This is a genomic window from Actinomadura sp. B10D3 (assembly GCF_039871695.1).
Lineage (GTDB): Bacteria > Actinomycetota > Actinomycetes > Streptosporangiales > Streptosporangiaceae > Spirillospora > Spirillospora madurae.
The window spans coordinates 32,578-48,172 of the sequence record NZ_JBDPLY010000043.1 but is presented as its reverse complement, the minus strand read 5'-3'; the positions used below and the strand labels follow the sequence as shown (position 1 = coordinate 48,172).

Genomic DNA, 15,595 nt, shown 5'->3' with positions numbered 1-15,595 from the left:
CTTTCGGGGTTCGCGGCTACGGAGCGGGGGCGGGATCTTGCGGGAGGTTGTGGGGCGGAGGATTGTGGAGGTGATGGATTCCTTGCGCACGCTCGGGCCCAGGCTCGCGGAGATCGTCGGGGCGGACCGGGTGATCACTGATCCGGTGCGGCTGCGCACGTACGAGTGCGACGGCCTCACCAACCACCGGTCGACGCCCGGCGTCGTCGTGCTGCCCGACACGGCCGAGCAGATCGCCGCGATCGTCCGGGAGTGCGCGGCGGCCGGGATCCCCTACGTGGCGCGCGGGTCCGGGACGGGCCTGTCCGGCGGCGCGCTGCCCCGGGCGGACGGCGTGCTGATCGTCACCTCCCGGATGCGCCGAGTCCTGGAGATCGACATCCCGGGCCAGCGGGCGGTGGTGGAGCCGGGCGTGATCAATCTGGACGTCACGCGGGCGGTCCGGCCGTACGGGTACTACTTCGCGCCCGACCCGTCCAGCCAGCAGATCTGCTCGGTCGGCGGGAACGTCGCGGAGAACTCCGGCGGCGCGCACTGCCTGAAGTACGGGTTCACCGCGCACCACGTGCTCGCCTGCGAGGTCGTCACGCCGGACGGCGAGCTGGTCGAGCTGTCGGCGGACGGGCCCGGCTACGACCTGCTCGGCGTGTTCGTCGGCGCGGAGGGCACCCTCGGCATCACCACCAAGATCACGGTGCGGCTGACGCGGGTGCCGGAGACGGTGCAGACGCTGCTGGCGGCGTTCGACTCGATCGAGGCGGGCGGCACCGCGGTGTCGGCGATCATCGGGGCGGGCGTCGTCCCGGCGGCGATCGAGATGATGGACGCGCTGGCGATCGAGGCCGCGGAGGCGGCGGTGCGCTGCGAGTACCCGCCGGGCGCCGGCTCGGTGCTGATCGTGGAGCTGGACGGCCCGGACGCCGAGGTGGCCGCCCAGTTCGCCGAGGTGGAGCGGCTGTGCCGGGACGCGGGCGCGTTCGAGATCCGCATCGCCGCCGACGACGCGGAGCGGGCGCTGATCTGGAAGGGCCGCAAGTCCGCGTTCGCGGCGGTCGGCCGCATCAGCCCGGCGTACCTCGTCCAGGACGGCGTCATCCCCCGCACGGTGCTCCCGGACGTCCTCGCCGGCATCGACGCCCTGTCCGCCCGGTCCGGGGTGCGGGTCGCGAACGTCTTCCACGCCGGGGACGGCAACCTGCATCCGCTGGTGCTGTTCGACGACTCCGAGCCCGGTGCGGAGGAACGCGCGGAGGAGGTGTCGGGCGCGATCCTCGATCTGTGCATCGAGCACGGCGGCTCCATCACGGGCGAGCACGGCGTCGGCGTCGACAAGTCCCGCTACATGCCGCGCATGTTCACCGACACCGACCTCGACACCATGCAGATGGTCCGCTGCGGCTTCGATCCCGCGGGACTGTGCAACCCGGGGAAGGTCTTCCCCACGCCGCGCCTCTGCGGCGAGGTCCCCGGCAAGCGCAAGGGCCCCCACCCGTTCGAGGGAAAGGCGGACATCTTCTGATGCGGCCCCTGGACGCGCTGGCGAAGGTCTGCGGGGACGTGCGGCCCGGTGAGCCCGCGGAAGGCGTGCTCGGCGTGGAGCCGGCGCTCGTCGCGGCGCCGAAGAACCTGACCGAGGCCGCCGACGTGATGCGGACCGCCGCCGAGCACGACCTCGCCGTCGTGCCGCGCGGGGCGGAGACCCGCCTCGACTGGGGGACGCCTCCCGGACGGTGCGATCTGCTGGTCGACACCCACCGGCTGGACAGGCTGGTCGAGCACACCGCCGGAGACCTGGTCGCCAAGGCCGAGGCCGGGCTGCCGATGGACCGGCTCGGCGAGAAACTGGCGGAGCGCGGGCAGCGGCTCGCGCTCGACGTCCCCCTGCCGGGGTCCACGGTCGGCGGCACGATCGCCACGGGCGCGGCCGGTCCCCTGCGGTTCCTGTACGGGACGCCGAGGAACCTCGTCATCGGCCTCACCGTCGTCCGGGCGGACGGGCAGATCGCGCGGTCGGGCGGGAAGGTCGTCAAGAACGTCGCCGGGTACGACCTGGGGCGGCTCTTCACCGGCTCCTTCGGGACGCTGGGCCTGATCGTGGAGGCCACGTTCCGGCTGCATCCGGTCCCCGCCGCGTCCGCGTACGTGACGTGCGCCGTGGACGGACCCGACGGCGCGCACGAGGCGGTCCAGAGCGTCCTGCACGCCCCTGTGGCGCCCAGCGCGGTCGAGTACATCGGCCCGGGCACGGTCGCGGTCCTCCTGGAGGGGGTACCGGACGGTGTCGCCGAGCGCTCAAGGCAGGCCGTGGAACTGCTCGGCGAGAAGGCCGAGATCGTGGACACGGCGCCGGACCGCTGGGGCCTCTATCCGGACGGCACCACCCTCATCGACATCGCCGCCCCGCCGCCCTCGCTCCGCGACGTCCTCACCGCCCTCGGCCCGGACGCCGCCGTCACCTGGACCGGCAGCGGCCACGGTCACGTGGGCCTGCCGTCACTGGAACCGGACGAGGTGGCCGGCGTTCTGGGCCGCCTGCGGGAGATCCTCGCCCGGCACCGCGGTCACGCCGTCGTCCGCTACGCGCCGGAGGAGGTGCGCGGCGAGATCGACCTGTGGGGGCCGATTCCGGCGCTGACGCTGATGCGGCGGGTGAAGGACCAGTTCGACCCCGGCCACCGCCTGTCCCCCGGCCGTTTCGCAGGAGGTATCTGATGAGCTCCCAGGACGACCTCCCGAACCTGCTCAACGACTGCGTGCACTGCGGTTTCTGCCTCCCGACGTGTCCGACGTACGTCCTGTGGGGCGAGGAGATGGACTCGCCACGGGGACGCATTCACCTCATGCAGCAGCATGTGGAGGGCGAGCCGCTCAGCGACGCGATGGTCGAGCACTTCGACCGCTGCCTCGGTTGCATGGCGTGCGTGACGTCCTGCCCGTCCGGGGTGCAGTACGACCGGCTCATCGAGACGACCCGCGCCGACGTCGAGCAGGAGCACCCGCGGCCGCTGAAGGAGAAGGCGCTGCGGGAGCTGGTCTTCCAGCTCTTCCCCTATAAGCGGAGGCTTCGCGCTCTGCGCGGCCCCCTCCGCGCCTACCAGAAGTCGGGCCTGGAGCGGCTCGTCCGCCGCAGCGGGGTACTGGAGCGCATCTCGCCGTCCCTCGCCGCGATGGAGCGGCTCGCGCCTCCCCTCGGCGCGGCGCCCCGGCTGCCCGAGCGGGTCGCCGCGCGCGGCGGGCGACGCGCCACCGTCGCCATGCTGACCGGCTGCGTCCAGGGCGAGTTCTTCCCCGGCGTCAACGCGGCCACGGCCCGCGTGCTGGCCATGGAGGGCTGCGACGTCCTCATCCCGAGGCACCAGGGGTGCTGCGGCGCGCTGTCCATGCACTCCGGGCGCGCGGATGAGGCCCGCGCCTTCGCCCGCAAGACGATCGAGACGTTCGAGACCGCCGACGTCATCGTGGTCAACTCCGCGGGATGCGGGTCCGCGATGAAGGAGTACCGGGAGCTGCTCGCGGACGACCCGTCCTGGGCGGGACGCGCCGACGCGCTCTCGGCCAAGACCCGTGACCTCGCCGAATACCTGGTGGAACTCGGGCCCCGCGCGCCCCGCAGGCCACTTCCGGTCACCGTCGCCTACCACGACGCCTGCCACCTCGCCCATGCCCAGGGGGTGCGGAGCCAGCCGCGCGAACTGCTCGCCGGGATCCCCGAGCTGACCGTCCGGGAGATCGCCGAGCCGGACATCTGCTGCGGCTCCGCGGGGACCTATAACCTGTTCCAGCCGGAGGCCGCCGGGGAACTCGGCGACCGCAAGGCGGTGAACGTGGACGCCACCGGAGCCGAACTACTGGTCGCCGCCAACCCCGGCTGCTCGATGCAGATCGCCACCGCGCTGCACCGGCGCGGCGCCGGCATCGCCGTCGCGCACACCGCGCAGGTGCTGGACGCCTCCCTGCGGGGACTCGGCCGCGACCCCCTCGTCGCGCGCCGTTCGTAGCCCGCTGACCTGGACCGCCGTCGTTCCGGGCGTCCGGTATCGTGTCCTGCCGCCGGAGACAGGACGCGCTGACTGAGCCTGGAGAGGGCCCGAGGGAGCACGCACGACCATGTCGAACAGCCACCAGCCGTACCGTTCGCACCGCCGGAGGAAGAAGAGCCATTCGGGAAGGCTCGGCCTGGCCGGGGCACTGACCGGGGCCATCGGGATCGCCGCGGTGGCCGGGGCCATCGTGTACCTGCGGCCCGGCACGGGCGAGCGGGAGTCCACCGAGCCGGCGCTCGCGAGCCAGGGCGGCGCGAGCCGGCAGGGCACGCCCGTGCCCGCGCCGAAGACCGGCCCGCCGGTCAACTTCACCACGCCGGAGGGCTACGGCTACACCCTCGCCGCCGTCAAGGCGGGGACGAACCGGCAGCCGCTCGGCGCGACCGAGGCCCCGCCGTCCGGGACGACGTACGCCTACGCCGACTACGTCCTCACCAACAACCAGCGGCGGCCGGTCCTGCTGGACTACCCCGCCGACCTGTTCATGCCGAAGGCGCAGGTGCCGGAGGACGCGCGGGAGCGGTGCATGCCGCAGGCCGGGATCGCCGACGACATGTGCACGCTGCCCAACCACAGCAAGATCACCGGTCTGGTCGACGGGTCGAAGGCACCGGTCGACGACAACGGCACGGCGATGATGCCGGCGGGCGCCTCCTACGTCGTCCGCATCGCCTCCGACCTGCCCGTCAAGGAGGGCCTCTCCGCCGACGACCTGCAGGTCTACGTGTGGAACGCCCGCTACACCAGCGACCGGAAGGGCATCCGGCTCGCCTTCCCCTGACGGTCACCGCCGCGTGAACCCGATGTCCTCGTAGGCCGGCTCCAGGAAGCCGCAGGCGCCGAGGTTGGCCAGGGCCGCCCGGACCGCGACGAGCTGGGGCCGCTGGTAGAGCGGCAGCACCGACGCCTGCCGCCAGATGAGCGCGTCGGCCTCGTTCACCCGGGCGCGGGCCCGCGCCGGGTCGGTCTCCGCGATGGCCCGGTCCATCGCCGCGTCGATCGCGGCGGTTCCGGTCCGGGAGTAGTTCTGCCGGACGCCGCGGCCGTCCGGCCGCGCGAACACCGCCTTCATCGGCGACACCGGGAACGCCGTCCCCAGCCAGGAGAACGGGACGATGTCGAAGTTCCCGGGCGTGACGTACCGGTCGAAGACGTCATCGGACGGGGCGACCTCGACGTCCACCCGGACGCCTATCCGCTCGAGGAGCGCGCGCGTCAGCTCCCCCTCGCGCTTGCTGATCGGGACTCCGGACGGCACCACGAAGCGCAGGGACAGCGTCCGTCCGGCCTTGGCGCGGTACCTGCCCTGGAGCCTCCAGCCCGCCTCGTCCAGGAGCCTGCGGGCGCGTACCGGGTCGTACCTGCCGAGCGCTCCGGAATTGTCCCGGTAGCCCTCCTGCGTGTTGACGTAGAAGTGGTTGCCCATCGTCTCGACCGGCACGCCGAGGCCGGACAGGTCGGACCGCGCGATGGCCCGCCGGTCGATGCCGAGCACGATCGCCTGCCGTACGCGCGCGTCGGACAGGACGGGCCCCGCCGCGTTGAACGTGAGGTTCCGCCAGTCGGGCCCGCCCGCCCTCCGGACGGCGGCGCCGTCGACCCCGCCGGCGCGCTGCAGCGCGCCGGCGTCGAGCCCGATGTCCATCAGGTCGATCTCGCCGTTGGCGAACGCGCCGGGCATCGCACTGGTGTCCATGGCGCGGTACACGATCCGGTCGAGTTTCGCCGGGGCGCCCCACCAATCCGGGTTCCGCACCACGGTGATGGTCTTGGCCGTCCGATCGATCGTCTGGATTCCGAACGGGCCCGCGGTGACGGGCAGCCGGTCCACCCAGCCGGTGTTGAACGCGCGCGCGGTCGAATAGGCGCCGGCCGGATAGAGAGGGCTGAAAAGGCTGCGCCACTCCGCGTACGGCTTCGTGAACGTCACCTTGATCACGTGCTCGTCCGCGCCGCGTTCAATGCGCTTGATCTTCCGGTAGCCGGTGGTGGTGGAGACCTCGTAGCGCGAGTCCCGTCCCGACAGGGCATGGGCCTGCGCGACGAAATCGGCGTATCCGATGGGCCTGCCGTCCGACCATCTGGCGTTCGGGTTGAGCCGGTAGGTGACGGTCTGCCCGTGCTTCGTACGCTCGGCCCTGGCCGACTCCAGATATTCCGGGACCGGATGCGGAACGGCCTTCGCATCGGAGCGCATCAGATAGGGCAGGACGCCGTGGATGACGCGAGCGACCGTTCCCTGCGTGCCGTTGACGTGATGGAAGTTCCACTGCGATGGGAACTCGGGCAATGGCCAGTGCAGCGTCCCGCCATCGATGACACGGTCGCGCGGAGTCGGGTTCACATCTGACGCGGGCAACGGCTCGGACGTCCCGGTCATCGAGGTAGGAGCGGCAGAGCATCCGGCACCGGTCATGAGCACACCCGCGGCCTGAATCGCGGCAAGCAGCCGTTTCACCATTCGTTCTCCTCGCATTGGCGCCTGTGGACGGACCGTCACCTCGCGTCCTCCGGGTCGAGGACGTCCCGCAGGCCGTCGCCGAGCAGGTTGACGGCGAGCACCATCAGGACGAGCAGGCCCGAGGCCGCCCCGGGCGCCCATCCGGCCGCGGAGGCGGCGTGGCCGTCGGCGAGGACCGTGCCGAGCGAGACGTCCGGCGGCCGCGCTCCGAAGCCCAGGTAGGACAGCCCGCTCTCCGCGGTGATCGCGACGCTGACGTTCAGGCTCGCGTCCACCGCGAGCAGGGACGCCATCGGCGGCAGCACGTGCCGGACGATCACCCGCGGCGCGCCCGCACCGAGGAGCCGGGCGGCGACCACGTACTCGCGCTCGCGCAGCGAGATCGTCGCGGCCCGCACCATCCGCGCGGTCACCATCCACATGAACGCCGCCAGCAGGGGCACGAGCACGGGCCATCCGCCGCCCAGCCGCGGTGCGAGCACGACGAGGACGAGGAACGGCGGGAGCACCAGCAGGAGGTCGGTGCCCCACATCAGCGCCCGGTCGAGCGCTCCGCCCGCGAATCCGGCCACGGCCCCGAAGACGGCGGCGAAGCAGGTCGCCGGCAGGGCCGCGCATAACCCGATCAGCAGTGACCTCTGCGTGCCACGCAGTGTGAGGGCGAGAACGTCCCGCCCGCTCTGCGTCGTGCCGAGCCAGTGGCGCGCCGACGGCCCTTGGTGAAAGGCGGTGAAGTCCGTCTCGTCCCATCCCCACGGCGACCAGAGCGGCCCGGTGAACGCGGCGGTGCCGAGCAGGAGGAGCAGGGCCAGCCCGGCGACGGCCCGGCGGCTGCCTCGCAACCCCGAGGCGAAAGCGCTCATGGCACCGCCCGGAATCGGACGCGCGGGTCGAGGGCGGCGGTGACGGCGTCCGAGGCCAGCCCCGCCAGGAGCACCGCGCAGACGGCGACGCACTCGATGGCGGCGACGGCGTTGACGTCCCCGCGCCTGATGGAGTCGGCCAGCCACTCCCCCACCCCGTGCCGGCCGAAGATCTTCTCGATGAACACGCCGCCGAGGAGCAGCGGGCCGGACGTGTAGGCGAGGTACGTCGCCATCGGTGCCAGCGCGACCGGGAGCCCGTGGCGCAGCAGGGTGCGCCGCCCGGTCAGGCCCTTCGCCCGCGCGGTGCGCACGAAGCCGGCGTGCACGACGTCCAGCATCAGGCCGCGCTGGTAGCGGCAGCAGAGCGCGAGCTGCGCCAGCGCGATCGTGACCGTCGGCAGCAGCAGATGGCGCGCCCGGTCCGCGACCGCTCCGAAGCCCGAGACGCCCGGCGTGTACTCGCCGACCCACACGAAGGCCTGGACGCCCATGGCGTCGTTGGCCTCGCTCGCGGCCATCTGCGACAGCACCGCCAGGACGAACACGGGCGCGGCCACCAGGAGGTAGGAGACGAGCGAGATGAGCCGGTCGGCCGTGCGTCCGCGGGTGACGGCCGCATAGGCGCCGAGGGCGACACCGAGCAGGCTTCCCAGCACGGCCCCTGGCACGACCAGCCGCAGGCTCACCCCGAGCCGGCGCCGGAGCTCGGCGGCGACGGGTTCACCGTCCCACGTCCGGCCGAAGTCACCGTGCAGGACGCCCCCGGCCCAGGTGAGGTACCGCGTGGCCAGGGGCGTCCGGTCGTTGAGGTTGAGGGCGTCGAGGCGGGCCTCGACGACGGCTTCCGGCGGACGGGGCACCCGGTCCGCGACGTTCGCGCGCGGGTCGAGCGCCGCGGCGGCGAGCAGGTAGCCGAGGCCGGTGGCCCCCACGGCCAGCACGAGGCGGTTCACCACCCGCCGCAGCAGGAACGCCGCCAACGTCTCCCCTTCCCCACCAGCTCGAAGTCACGGAATGCTATCGAGCCAACACGCAGTGGGACAGGAGAACGTCAAGGATCGCCAGGGAAAGTTAAGCGGTGACAGGTTCGCTGTTCACGGCGGGCTCTTCTCTGGTACGGCCGCGCATGCCGCCGACCGCGAGAAGCGCGAAGCCGACGGCGGCCCATGCCACCAGCACGGTGAGCGCCCCGCCGCCGCCCGCGCCGTCGAAGAACGCCGTCGACCTCAGCAGCGTGACCGACGCCCCCGGAGGCAGGAGCCGGCCGAGGTCGCCCCAGGGCTGCGGGAGCATCTCCGGCGCCGACGCGGCCGCCGACAGCGGATTGCCGAGCAGCAGCATGGTGAGCGCTCCGATCCCGATCCCCGCGCGCCCGATCGCCGTGGCGAGGCCGACGATCGTGCCGGTGACCGCGAGCACGGCCAGCGCCATGACGCCGGCGACGGCGAGGTAGGAGCCGGGCAGCAGCGACAGCCAGCCCTGCGCGACCCCGGCGACGCCGAGCCCGCCGAGCGCCGCGAACAGGACCGTGCCCGCGGCCCGCCACCCCGCGGACGGGATCCCGAACGTCAGCAGCACCGCGGCGGCCATCCCGGACATGACCAGCGGGAGGGCGAGCGCGCCGAAGCCCGCGCCGCGCGGGTCGTCGGAGTCGGCGGCGACCACGTCCTCGGCGGGCGCGGCGGGCGCGCCCCCGCCGAGCCGCGCCGCGACCGCGCCGAGCTGCTGGGCGACGGCGGGCGAGGCCGCGGAGGCGGTGAGCACCTTCGGCCCGGACGGCGCGGTGACGATCGCGCCGTAGGCCTCGCGGTCCTGGAGCGCGGCCCGCGCGGCCGCCTCGTCCGGACGGGTCCGGACGTCGAACGCGCCGGGCCGCTCCCGGTCGAGCCGGTCGGCGACCACGCCGGCCTGCGGGCCGGTCACGACGATCGGCACGTCGCGCGGCTCCGTGCGCGCGGCCGGCCAGGAGAAGGCGATGATCATGATGAGCTGCAGCACCGCGGCGGCGACGGCGACGCCGGCGGTGCGGGCGGCGAGCGAGGGCCGCATGGAGGCCCACCTCCAAAAAACGAATGTCCGTTCTCTTATGCCGCCAGGGTCGCACCGGGGCGGGCGCTTGTCAAGAACGGACGTTCGTTTTATATTCGAAGGATGCCGAGAGTGAGCGAAGAGCACCTGGAGCGCCGCCGCCGCCAGATCCTGGACGCGGCCCGCGCGTGCTTCGTCCGCAAGGGCATCCACGAGACGTCCATGCAGGACATCTTCGCCGAGGCCGGGCTGTCCGCCGGCGCGGTCTACCGGTACTTCAAGAGCAAGAACGAGATCATCGAGGCGAACGTCGCGACCGTCGTCGGCGAACTGCACGCCTTCTTCGAGGAACTCGGCCGCAGCGAGCCCCTGCTCCCGGTCGACCAGGTCATGGAGCGCCTCGCCGCCAAGGTCGTCGCCCTGTCCGGCGAGGACGGCCCGCTCCGGCTCGCCCCCCAGGCGTGGGCGCTCGCCCTGCACGATCCCGAGATCGCCGGGTACGTCGCCGAGAACGTCGCCGGCCTGCGCGCCACCTGGACGGCCTACATCCGCCGCCTGGTCGAGGCCGGGCTGCTCCCGGCCGACATCGACACCGAGGCCGCCGCCAAGACGCTGTTCTCGCTCATGCCCGGATTCCTCGTCCAGCGGCTCGTCCTCAAGGACTTCACCCCCGAGGAGCTGGGGCGCGGGGTGCGGGCGCTGAGCCGCGACAGCATGTTGACTCTGCTGGCCTGACCCGCGGTCCGCCCGGCGGCCCGTCCGCCGCCCGTTCGCCGGCCGGCCCGGCTCGGCGCGGGCGGCGGCCGAACCCGCCCCTGTCAGAACTCAGCCGCGCCGCCTGCGCCGCACCGCCCGGCCGGCCGGCGAACGCGGCGCACTCCCCCTGCCGCCCGCCCCCCATCCGGGCGACTCTGACCTGCGCCTTCCGTTCAACTCGCCGGGTTCCGCGGTTACCATCACGTGCACGCGCACGTACACCGTGACCGGGCCAGTGTCCACCGGGCCGGATCCCGGTGTCCTGAGGCGGACGCCCTTTTTACTGCAGGACAGGGAGCAGGACGTTTTAACATTCCATTACTTTCGGGCGGGGAGCGGCTTCATGGAGACGGAAGAACACGACCGCGGAGTGAGGCGCGTGGGCGTTCTCCTCGCGCTGACCGCGGTCGCGTTCGTCGCCGCCTCCCTCGCCGTCGGCGCCCGGCTGCCTCCCGGCCAGCGGATGGTGTGGTGGCACCCGGAGATCCTGGTCGCGCTCGCCTGGACCCCGGTCGGGGCGGTCCTGCTGCGGCACCGGCCCGGCCTGAAGGTCGCCTGGCTCATGGTCGGGTCCGGGGCCAGCGCGTCGGTCTACGTCCTGTCGCTCAACCTCGGCCCGTGGTTCGCACTCCACGGCTGGCCCGCGACCGGGTTCGTCCAGTGGCTCGCGACCTGGCTGTGGGCCATTGACACCTACGCCCTGACACTGATCCTTCCGCTGATCTTCCCGGACGGGCGGCTGGTGTCGCGCTGGTTCCGTCCCGTGCTCGTCCTCGCCTGCCTCGTCCCGGTGATCGTCTGCGTCCACCTGACCATCGACCCGGACGTGCGTCGCTGGCACAACGGCGTCTCGGTCTACCCGTTCGACCGGATCCCGCTGCCCATCAGCGCGGTCATCCTTCTCTCCCTGGCCGCGGGCCTGTTCTCGGTCGCCGTGCGGTTCGTGCAGTCGCCGCCGGACGTGCGGCGGCAGATCGGCTGGGTGGTCTACCCGGGCCTGGTCGCGGAGGCGATCATCTTCGCCGGCGAGAACAGCCCGATCGGCGACCCGCTGCGCAACATCACGATCGTGGCCGTCCCGATCTGCATCGCCATCGCCATCACCCGGTACCGGCTCTACGATATCGACCTCGTGGTCAGCCGCACGCTCGTCTACGCCGGGCTCGTCGTCGTCATCACCGGCGTGTACTTCGCGCTCGTCGGCACGGCCAGCCTGCTCGCGCACGGCCGGGGCACCCTCGCCGGGCTCGCCGGCGCGATCGTCGCGGGCGCGGTGTTCGAGCCCGTCCGGCGGCGGCTGCAGCGCACGGTGGACGGGTTCATCCACGGCGAGCGCGACCCGTACCGGATCGCCGACCGGCTCAACCGGCGGCTGCAGACCGCGGCCGACCCGGGCGCCGCGCTCGCCGCCGCGGCCGAGGTGGCCCGCTCGGCCCTGCACGCGACCGGCGTCGCGATCGAGGTGCTGGACCGCGACGGCCGGACCATCTCCGCGGAGGACGGCGTCCTCGGCGAGCGGCCACAGCTGATCCCGCTGGTATGGCACGGCGAGCCGGTCGGCCGGCTGCTGTTCGGCGTCACCCGCACCCCCGACGCGCGGCTGTCCGGCGTCCTCGCCCGCAACCTCGCGGAGCTGGCGAACGCGGCCCGGCTCGCCGCGGACGTCCAGCGGTCCCGCGAGCACATCCTGCGCACCCGGGAGGAGGAGCGCCGCCGGCTGCGCCGCGACCTGCACGACGGGCTCGGCCCGACCCTCGCGAGCCTCGCCATGACGGTCGACGCCGCGCGCATCACGCTGAAGACCGATCCGGAGGCGGCCGACCAGCTTCTGGAGGAGCTGCGCGCCACCATGGGACGCACCATCGGCGACATCCGCGAGCTCGTGTACGGCCTGCGTCCCCCGGCACTGGACGACCTCGGCCTGGAGGGCGCGATCCAGGCGCTCGGCGGCGTCGTCGCCACCGGCGACGGCCCGCAGGTCGACGTGCACGTCGAGGGCGACCTGAAGCGCCTTCCGGCCGCCGCCGAGGTGGCCGCGTACCGGATCGTCCAGGAGGCGCTGACGAACGTCCACCGGCACGCCAACGCGGGGTGCGCGGAGGTCCGGCTGTACCTGAACGGCGATCTGCACGTCACGGTCGGGGACGACGGCGTCGGGCTTCCCGCACAGGTGCGCTCCGGCATCGGCATGTCCTCGATGCGCGAGCGCGCGGCCGAACTCGGCGGATCCTGCACGGTGGGGCCCGGCCCCAAGGGCGGCACCCTCGTCCGCGCCAGGCTGCCGGTCAACGGCTTCCACCCCTGATCCCGGCGCCCCCGAGCCCGGAAGTCCACCCGGTGGGAGGGCCGGTGACCGCCCCCCGCCAAGAAGGTCGCCACCGGCCCTCAGGCTCCGTACGGCTCCGGGGCTCCCATCCCGGTCCATACGGGCCATTCACCAGAGGGTGTGCAAGAAAGAAGCTATGCGCTGAAAGGTCCCGGCGGTGAGGGACAGTTGTCCCGTTCGTGCCGGGACCGCCCCCGGTTCGCCACAAGCCCTGGTGGGACGGGGATTTCGCTAGATCCAGCCGGGGTACGTCTCGCCCTCGGCGACCAGCACCGCCGGGCCCTTGAGATGGCTGGTCCCGCCGTCGAAGGTGACGGTCACGCGGCCGCCGGGGACGTCCACCGTCCACGCGGCGCCCCCGGGCCCGCCGAGGCCTCCGGTCGCGGCGAGCGACGCGGCGGCGGCGACCGCCACCGTGCCGGTCCCGCACGAGCGGGTCTCGCCCGAGCCGCGCTCGTACACGCGCATCTCGACGTGCCGTTCGCCCAGCGGGCGGAAGAACTCGACGTTCACCCCGTCGGGGAACACCGCGGGATCGAAGTCCGGCGCGCGCGACAGGTCGAGCGCGGCGACCGGGCCGTCCACGCGGCACGCCAGGTGCGGGTTCCCCACGGACACCCGTTCGCCGGCGAAGCCCGTCCCCGCCAGGGACGCCTCGCCGCGTCCGAGCAGCTCCGGCGGGCCCATGTCGACGCTCACGTCGCCGGACGGCCCGAGCGTGACGCGCCGGAGCCCCGCGCGGGTCGCCACGTCCCACTCGCCCGGTGCGGCCAGCCCCGCGTCGACCAGGTAGCGGGCGAAGACGCGGATCCCGTTGCCGCACATCTCGGCGATGCCGCCGTCGGAGTTGCGGTAGTCCATGAACCACTCGGCGTCGGCCTCGACCCCGGCGGCCTTCGTCCGGACGACCCGCAGGACGCCGTCCGCGCCGATGCCCGCCCGCCGGTCGCACAGCCGCGCCACGGCGTCCGCCGTGAGGTCGAGGACACCGTCCGGATCGGGCAGGATCACGAAGTCGTTCTCCGTGCCGTGCCCCTTGACGAACCGCATCCCCCGATCATATGGGGCCCCGGGGACGGCTCAGCCGAGCAGGGCGAGCGCGCGGTCGACCAGGTCGGGCGCGTCGTGGGGCAGCCACCGGACGCGCGGGTCGCGGCGGAACCACGACTCCTGCCTGCGGGCGAACCGCCGCGTCGTCCGGACGGTGTCCTCCAGGGCCTGCTCCTGCGTCCACTCCCCCGCGAGGAAGCGGAGCACCTGGGCGTACCCGAGGGCGCGTCCGGCGGTCAGGCCGTCGCGCAGGCCGCGCTTCTCCAGCTCCCGGACCTCGTCGACCAGGCCGGCGTCCCACATCCGCCGCACGCGCAGCGCGATGCGCTCGTCCAGCACGTCGCGGGGCACGCTCAGCCCGATCTGCACGACCCCCTCGTAGCGGTACCGGTGCTCGGGCAGGGTCGCGGTGAACGGGCGGCCGGTGATCTCGATCACCTCCAGGGCCCGGACGATCCGGCGGCCGTTGCTCGGCAGGATCGCCTCCGCCGCCGACGGGTCCAGCGCTCGCAGCCGCTCGTGCATGGCCGGCGGCCCGGCCTCGGCCAGCTCGGCCTCCAGGCGCGCCCGGACGGCGGGGTCGGTCCCGGGGAACTCCATGTGGTCGAGGGCCGCCCGGACGTACAGGCCGGAGCCGCCGACCAGCACCGGGAGGCGCCCCCGGTCCCGGATGTCCGCGATCGCCTCGGCGCTCAGCCGCTGGTACTCGGCGACGCTCGCCGTCTTCGTCACGTCCCAGACGTCCAGCAGGTGGTGCGGGACCCCGCGCATCTCGGCCGCGGACAGCTTCGCGGTGCCGATGTCCATGCCGCGGTACAGCTGCATCGAGTCGGCGTTGACCGCCTCGCCGTCCAGCCGCAGGGCCAGCTCGACGGCCAGGTCCGACTTGCCGGCGGCCGTGGCGCCGACGACCGCGAGCACGCCGGGTCCGCGCCGCGCGTCCGGGGGCACGGCCCCGGGGTCATTGGATGGGGTCACGAGATGATTGTGGCAACAGAACGGGTATAGCCGGGTTGTACGGGTGCCGCGCGGACCCGCGCCGCACCGATCGAGACGAGGGATCCGGGGGGAATTCGGTATGTCCATCGTCGACAAGGTCAAGCAGATGCTGGGGCAGCACCCCGACAAGGCCAAGCAGGGCACCGAGAAGGCCGGGGACATGTTCGACCAGCGCACCGGCGGCAAGTACGCCGACAAGACCGACAAGACCCAGGAGCAGGCCGGCGGCTTTATCGACCGCGAGAGCGGCCAGGGCGGCGAGCCCGGTCAGCCGGGCCAGTCCGGCCAGCCAGGTCAGGGCGGCGGCCAGCCGTCCTAGGCGGAGGACCCACCGGCCCGTGACCAGCGGGCCACGAGATAGCCGACCCCGTACGGGGCCTCATCGGCGAGGAGTTCGCCGGTGAAGGCTTCGTCGGCGGCGGCTCCGGCAAGCACCTGCCATGCCGCCCGCCCGGCCGCCTCGACGTCCCGGGAGAGTCCCGGATCCAAGGCGGCCAGGGCGGCGGCGTCGGCATGTCCGAGCGCGCGGGCCACGCGCTCGTCATGCGGGAGCGCGCGCTCGTCGAGGTACCCGGGCGCCTTCTCCGACCGGGCGGCCGACCCGTCGCCCATCACGAGAAGAGCGACACGGCCGCCCGACTCGGCGAGGTCGCCCCCGAGGCTGAGGCATTCGCGCGGCGGGGCGTCGAACGCCACCGCCTGGTAGCGCGCCCCCGCCTCAATGCCCTGCCGTCGCAGCAGCCAATGCCCGATGGTGAGGGAGAGCGGCAGCGCCCCGGCGCCCTCCCCGGGCTCGCCGGGGCTCGTCCAGTCGAGGCCGTACGGCCGGAGCGTGGCGTACGCGTCCGGCCCGTAGGCCCGCGTCTCCGTCCCGCCCCCGACCACGAACAAGACGTCGGCTCCGGAAAGAGAGTGGACGGCCCTGTCGCAGGCTGCTCTGAGCACGTCGAGTTCCGGCGCGGCCTCCCCCGCCATCTCCGGGACGATGATGGGCGGATGCGGGCACACCGCCGCCGCTACGAGCACGCTGCCTCCTTGTAGACGGGCCGGTCGCCGCCACCGACCC

At 73.4% G+C, this 15,595-nt stretch carries 14 protein-coding genes; 7 read left to right on the top strand and 7 right to left on the bottom strand.

Annotation, left to right across the window (positions count from 1 at the left end):
- Window positions 1–73 precede the first annotated feature (73 nt).
- The 4 genes from ABGB11_RS39365 to ABGB11_RS39350 all read left to right on the top strand — a co-directional run bounded on the left by ABGB11_RS39365 (window position 74) and on the right by ABGB11_RS39350 (window position 4,824).
- On the top strand, window positions 74–1,519 hold the full coding sequence (locus ABGB11_RS39365) for an FAD-linked oxidase C-terminal domain-containing protein (protein WP_347640622.1): 1,446 nt from the start codon (window positions 74–76) through the stop codon (window positions 1,517–1,519).
- Entirely contained in the window at window positions 1,519–2,712 is a 1,194-nt protein-coding gene (locus tag ABGB11_RS39360; protein WP_347640620.1) for an FAD-binding oxidoreductase, read from the top strand. The genes ABGB11_RS39365 and ABGB11_RS39360 overlap by 1 nt, the downstream gene beginning before the upstream one ends.
- Window positions 2,712–3,998, top strand: a complete 1,287-nt coding sequence (locus tag ABGB11_RS39355) for a heterodisulfide reductase-related iron-sulfur binding cluster (RefSeq protein ID WP_347640618.1) — start codon at window positions 2,712–2,714, stop codon at window positions 3,996–3,998. The genes ABGB11_RS39360 and ABGB11_RS39355 overlap by 1 nt, the downstream gene beginning before the upstream one ends.
- 109 nt (window positions 3,999–4,107) lie before the next feature.
- Window positions 4,108–4,824: a hypothetical protein gene (locus ABGB11_RS39350; protein ID WP_347640617.1), complete on the top strand. Its 717-nt coding sequence runs from the start codon at window positions 4,108–4,110 to the stop codon at window positions 4,822–4,824.
- Between the two features lie 3 nt (window positions 4,825–4,827).
- On the opposite strand, the gene ABGB11_RS39345 is transcribed toward ABGB11_RS39350, so the two are convergent.
- The 4 genes from ABGB11_RS39345 to ABGB11_RS39330 all read right to left on the bottom strand — a co-directional run bounded on the left by ABGB11_RS39345 (window position 4,828) and on the right by ABGB11_RS39330 (window position 9,419).
- Window positions 4,828–6,333, bottom strand: coding sequence for an ABC transporter family substrate-binding protein (locus ABGB11_RS39345; protein WP_347640616.1), 1,506 nt, complete (start codon window positions 6,331–6,333; stop codon window positions 4,828–4,830).
- Between the two features lie 206 nt (window positions 6,334–6,539).
- On the bottom strand, window positions 6,540–7,367 hold the full coding sequence (locus ABGB11_RS39340) for an ABC transporter permease (protein WP_347640615.1): 828 nt from the start codon (window positions 7,365–7,367) through the stop codon (window positions 6,540–6,542).
- The gene (locus tag ABGB11_RS39335; protein WP_347640613.1) at window positions 7,364–8,350 is read right to left on the bottom strand and encodes an ABC transporter permease; all 987 of its coding nucleotides are present in this window, start codon (window positions 8,348–8,350) and stop codon (window positions 7,364–7,366) included. Before ABGB11_RS39335 ends, ABGB11_RS39340 begins: the two co-directional genes overlap by 4 nt.
- Window positions 8,351–8,441: 91 nt before the next feature.
- Complete coding sequence (locus ABGB11_RS39330; protein ID WP_347640612.1) at window positions 8,442–9,419, bottom strand: hypothetical protein; 978 nt, start codon at window positions 9,417–9,419, stop codon at window positions 8,442–8,444.
- Between the two features lie 111 nt (window positions 9,420–9,530).
- Between ABGB11_RS39330 and ABGB11_RS39325 the strand changes: the two genes are divergently transcribed.
- Together ABGB11_RS39325 and ABGB11_RS39320 are read left to right on the top strand one after the other, a co-directional pair.
- Entirely contained in the window at window positions 9,531–10,133 is a 603-nt protein-coding gene (locus tag ABGB11_RS39325; RefSeq protein WP_347640611.1) for a TetR/AcrR family transcriptional regulator, read from the top strand.
- 400 nt (window positions 10,134–10,533) lie between these two features.
- Window positions 10,534–12,459: a histidine kinase gene (locus tag ABGB11_RS39320; RefSeq protein WP_347640610.1), complete on the top strand. Its 1,926-nt coding sequence runs from the start codon at window positions 10,534–10,536 to the stop codon at window positions 12,457–12,459.
- Window positions 12,460–12,711: 252 nt separating this feature from the next.
- Here the strand turns inward: ABGB11_RS39320 and dapF are convergent, their stop codons facing one another.
- Window positions 12,712–13,530 (bottom strand): diaminopimelate epimerase, encoded by an 819-nt coding sequence (dapF, locus tag ABGB11_RS39315; protein ID WP_347640608.1) that lies wholly within the window; start codon window positions 13,528–13,530, stop codon window positions 12,712–12,714.
- 30 nt (window positions 13,531–13,560) lie between these two features.
- Window positions 13,561–14,451, bottom strand: a complete 891-nt coding sequence (gene miaA / locus ABGB11_RS39310; RefSeq protein ID WP_347640640.1) for a tRNA (adenosine(37)-N6)-dimethylallyltransferase MiaA — start codon at window positions 14,449–14,451, stop codon at window positions 13,561–13,563.
- A gap of 157 nt (window positions 14,452–14,608) precedes the next feature.
- Between miaA and ABGB11_RS39305 the strand changes: the two genes are divergently transcribed.
- Window positions 14,609–14,848 (top strand): antitoxin, encoded by a 240-nt coding sequence (locus ABGB11_RS39305; protein ID WP_347640607.1) that lies wholly within the window; start codon window positions 14,609–14,611, stop codon window positions 14,846–14,848.
- Here the strand turns inward: ABGB11_RS39305 and ABGB11_RS39300 are convergent.
- Window positions 14,845–15,555, bottom strand: a complete 711-nt coding sequence (locus tag ABGB11_RS39300; protein ID WP_347640606.1) for a hypothetical protein — start codon at window positions 15,553–15,555, stop codon at window positions 14,845–14,847. The two genes, ABGB11_RS39305 and ABGB11_RS39300, sit on opposite strands and share 4 nt — an antisense overlap.
- Window positions 15,556–15,595: the final 40 nt, after the last annotated feature.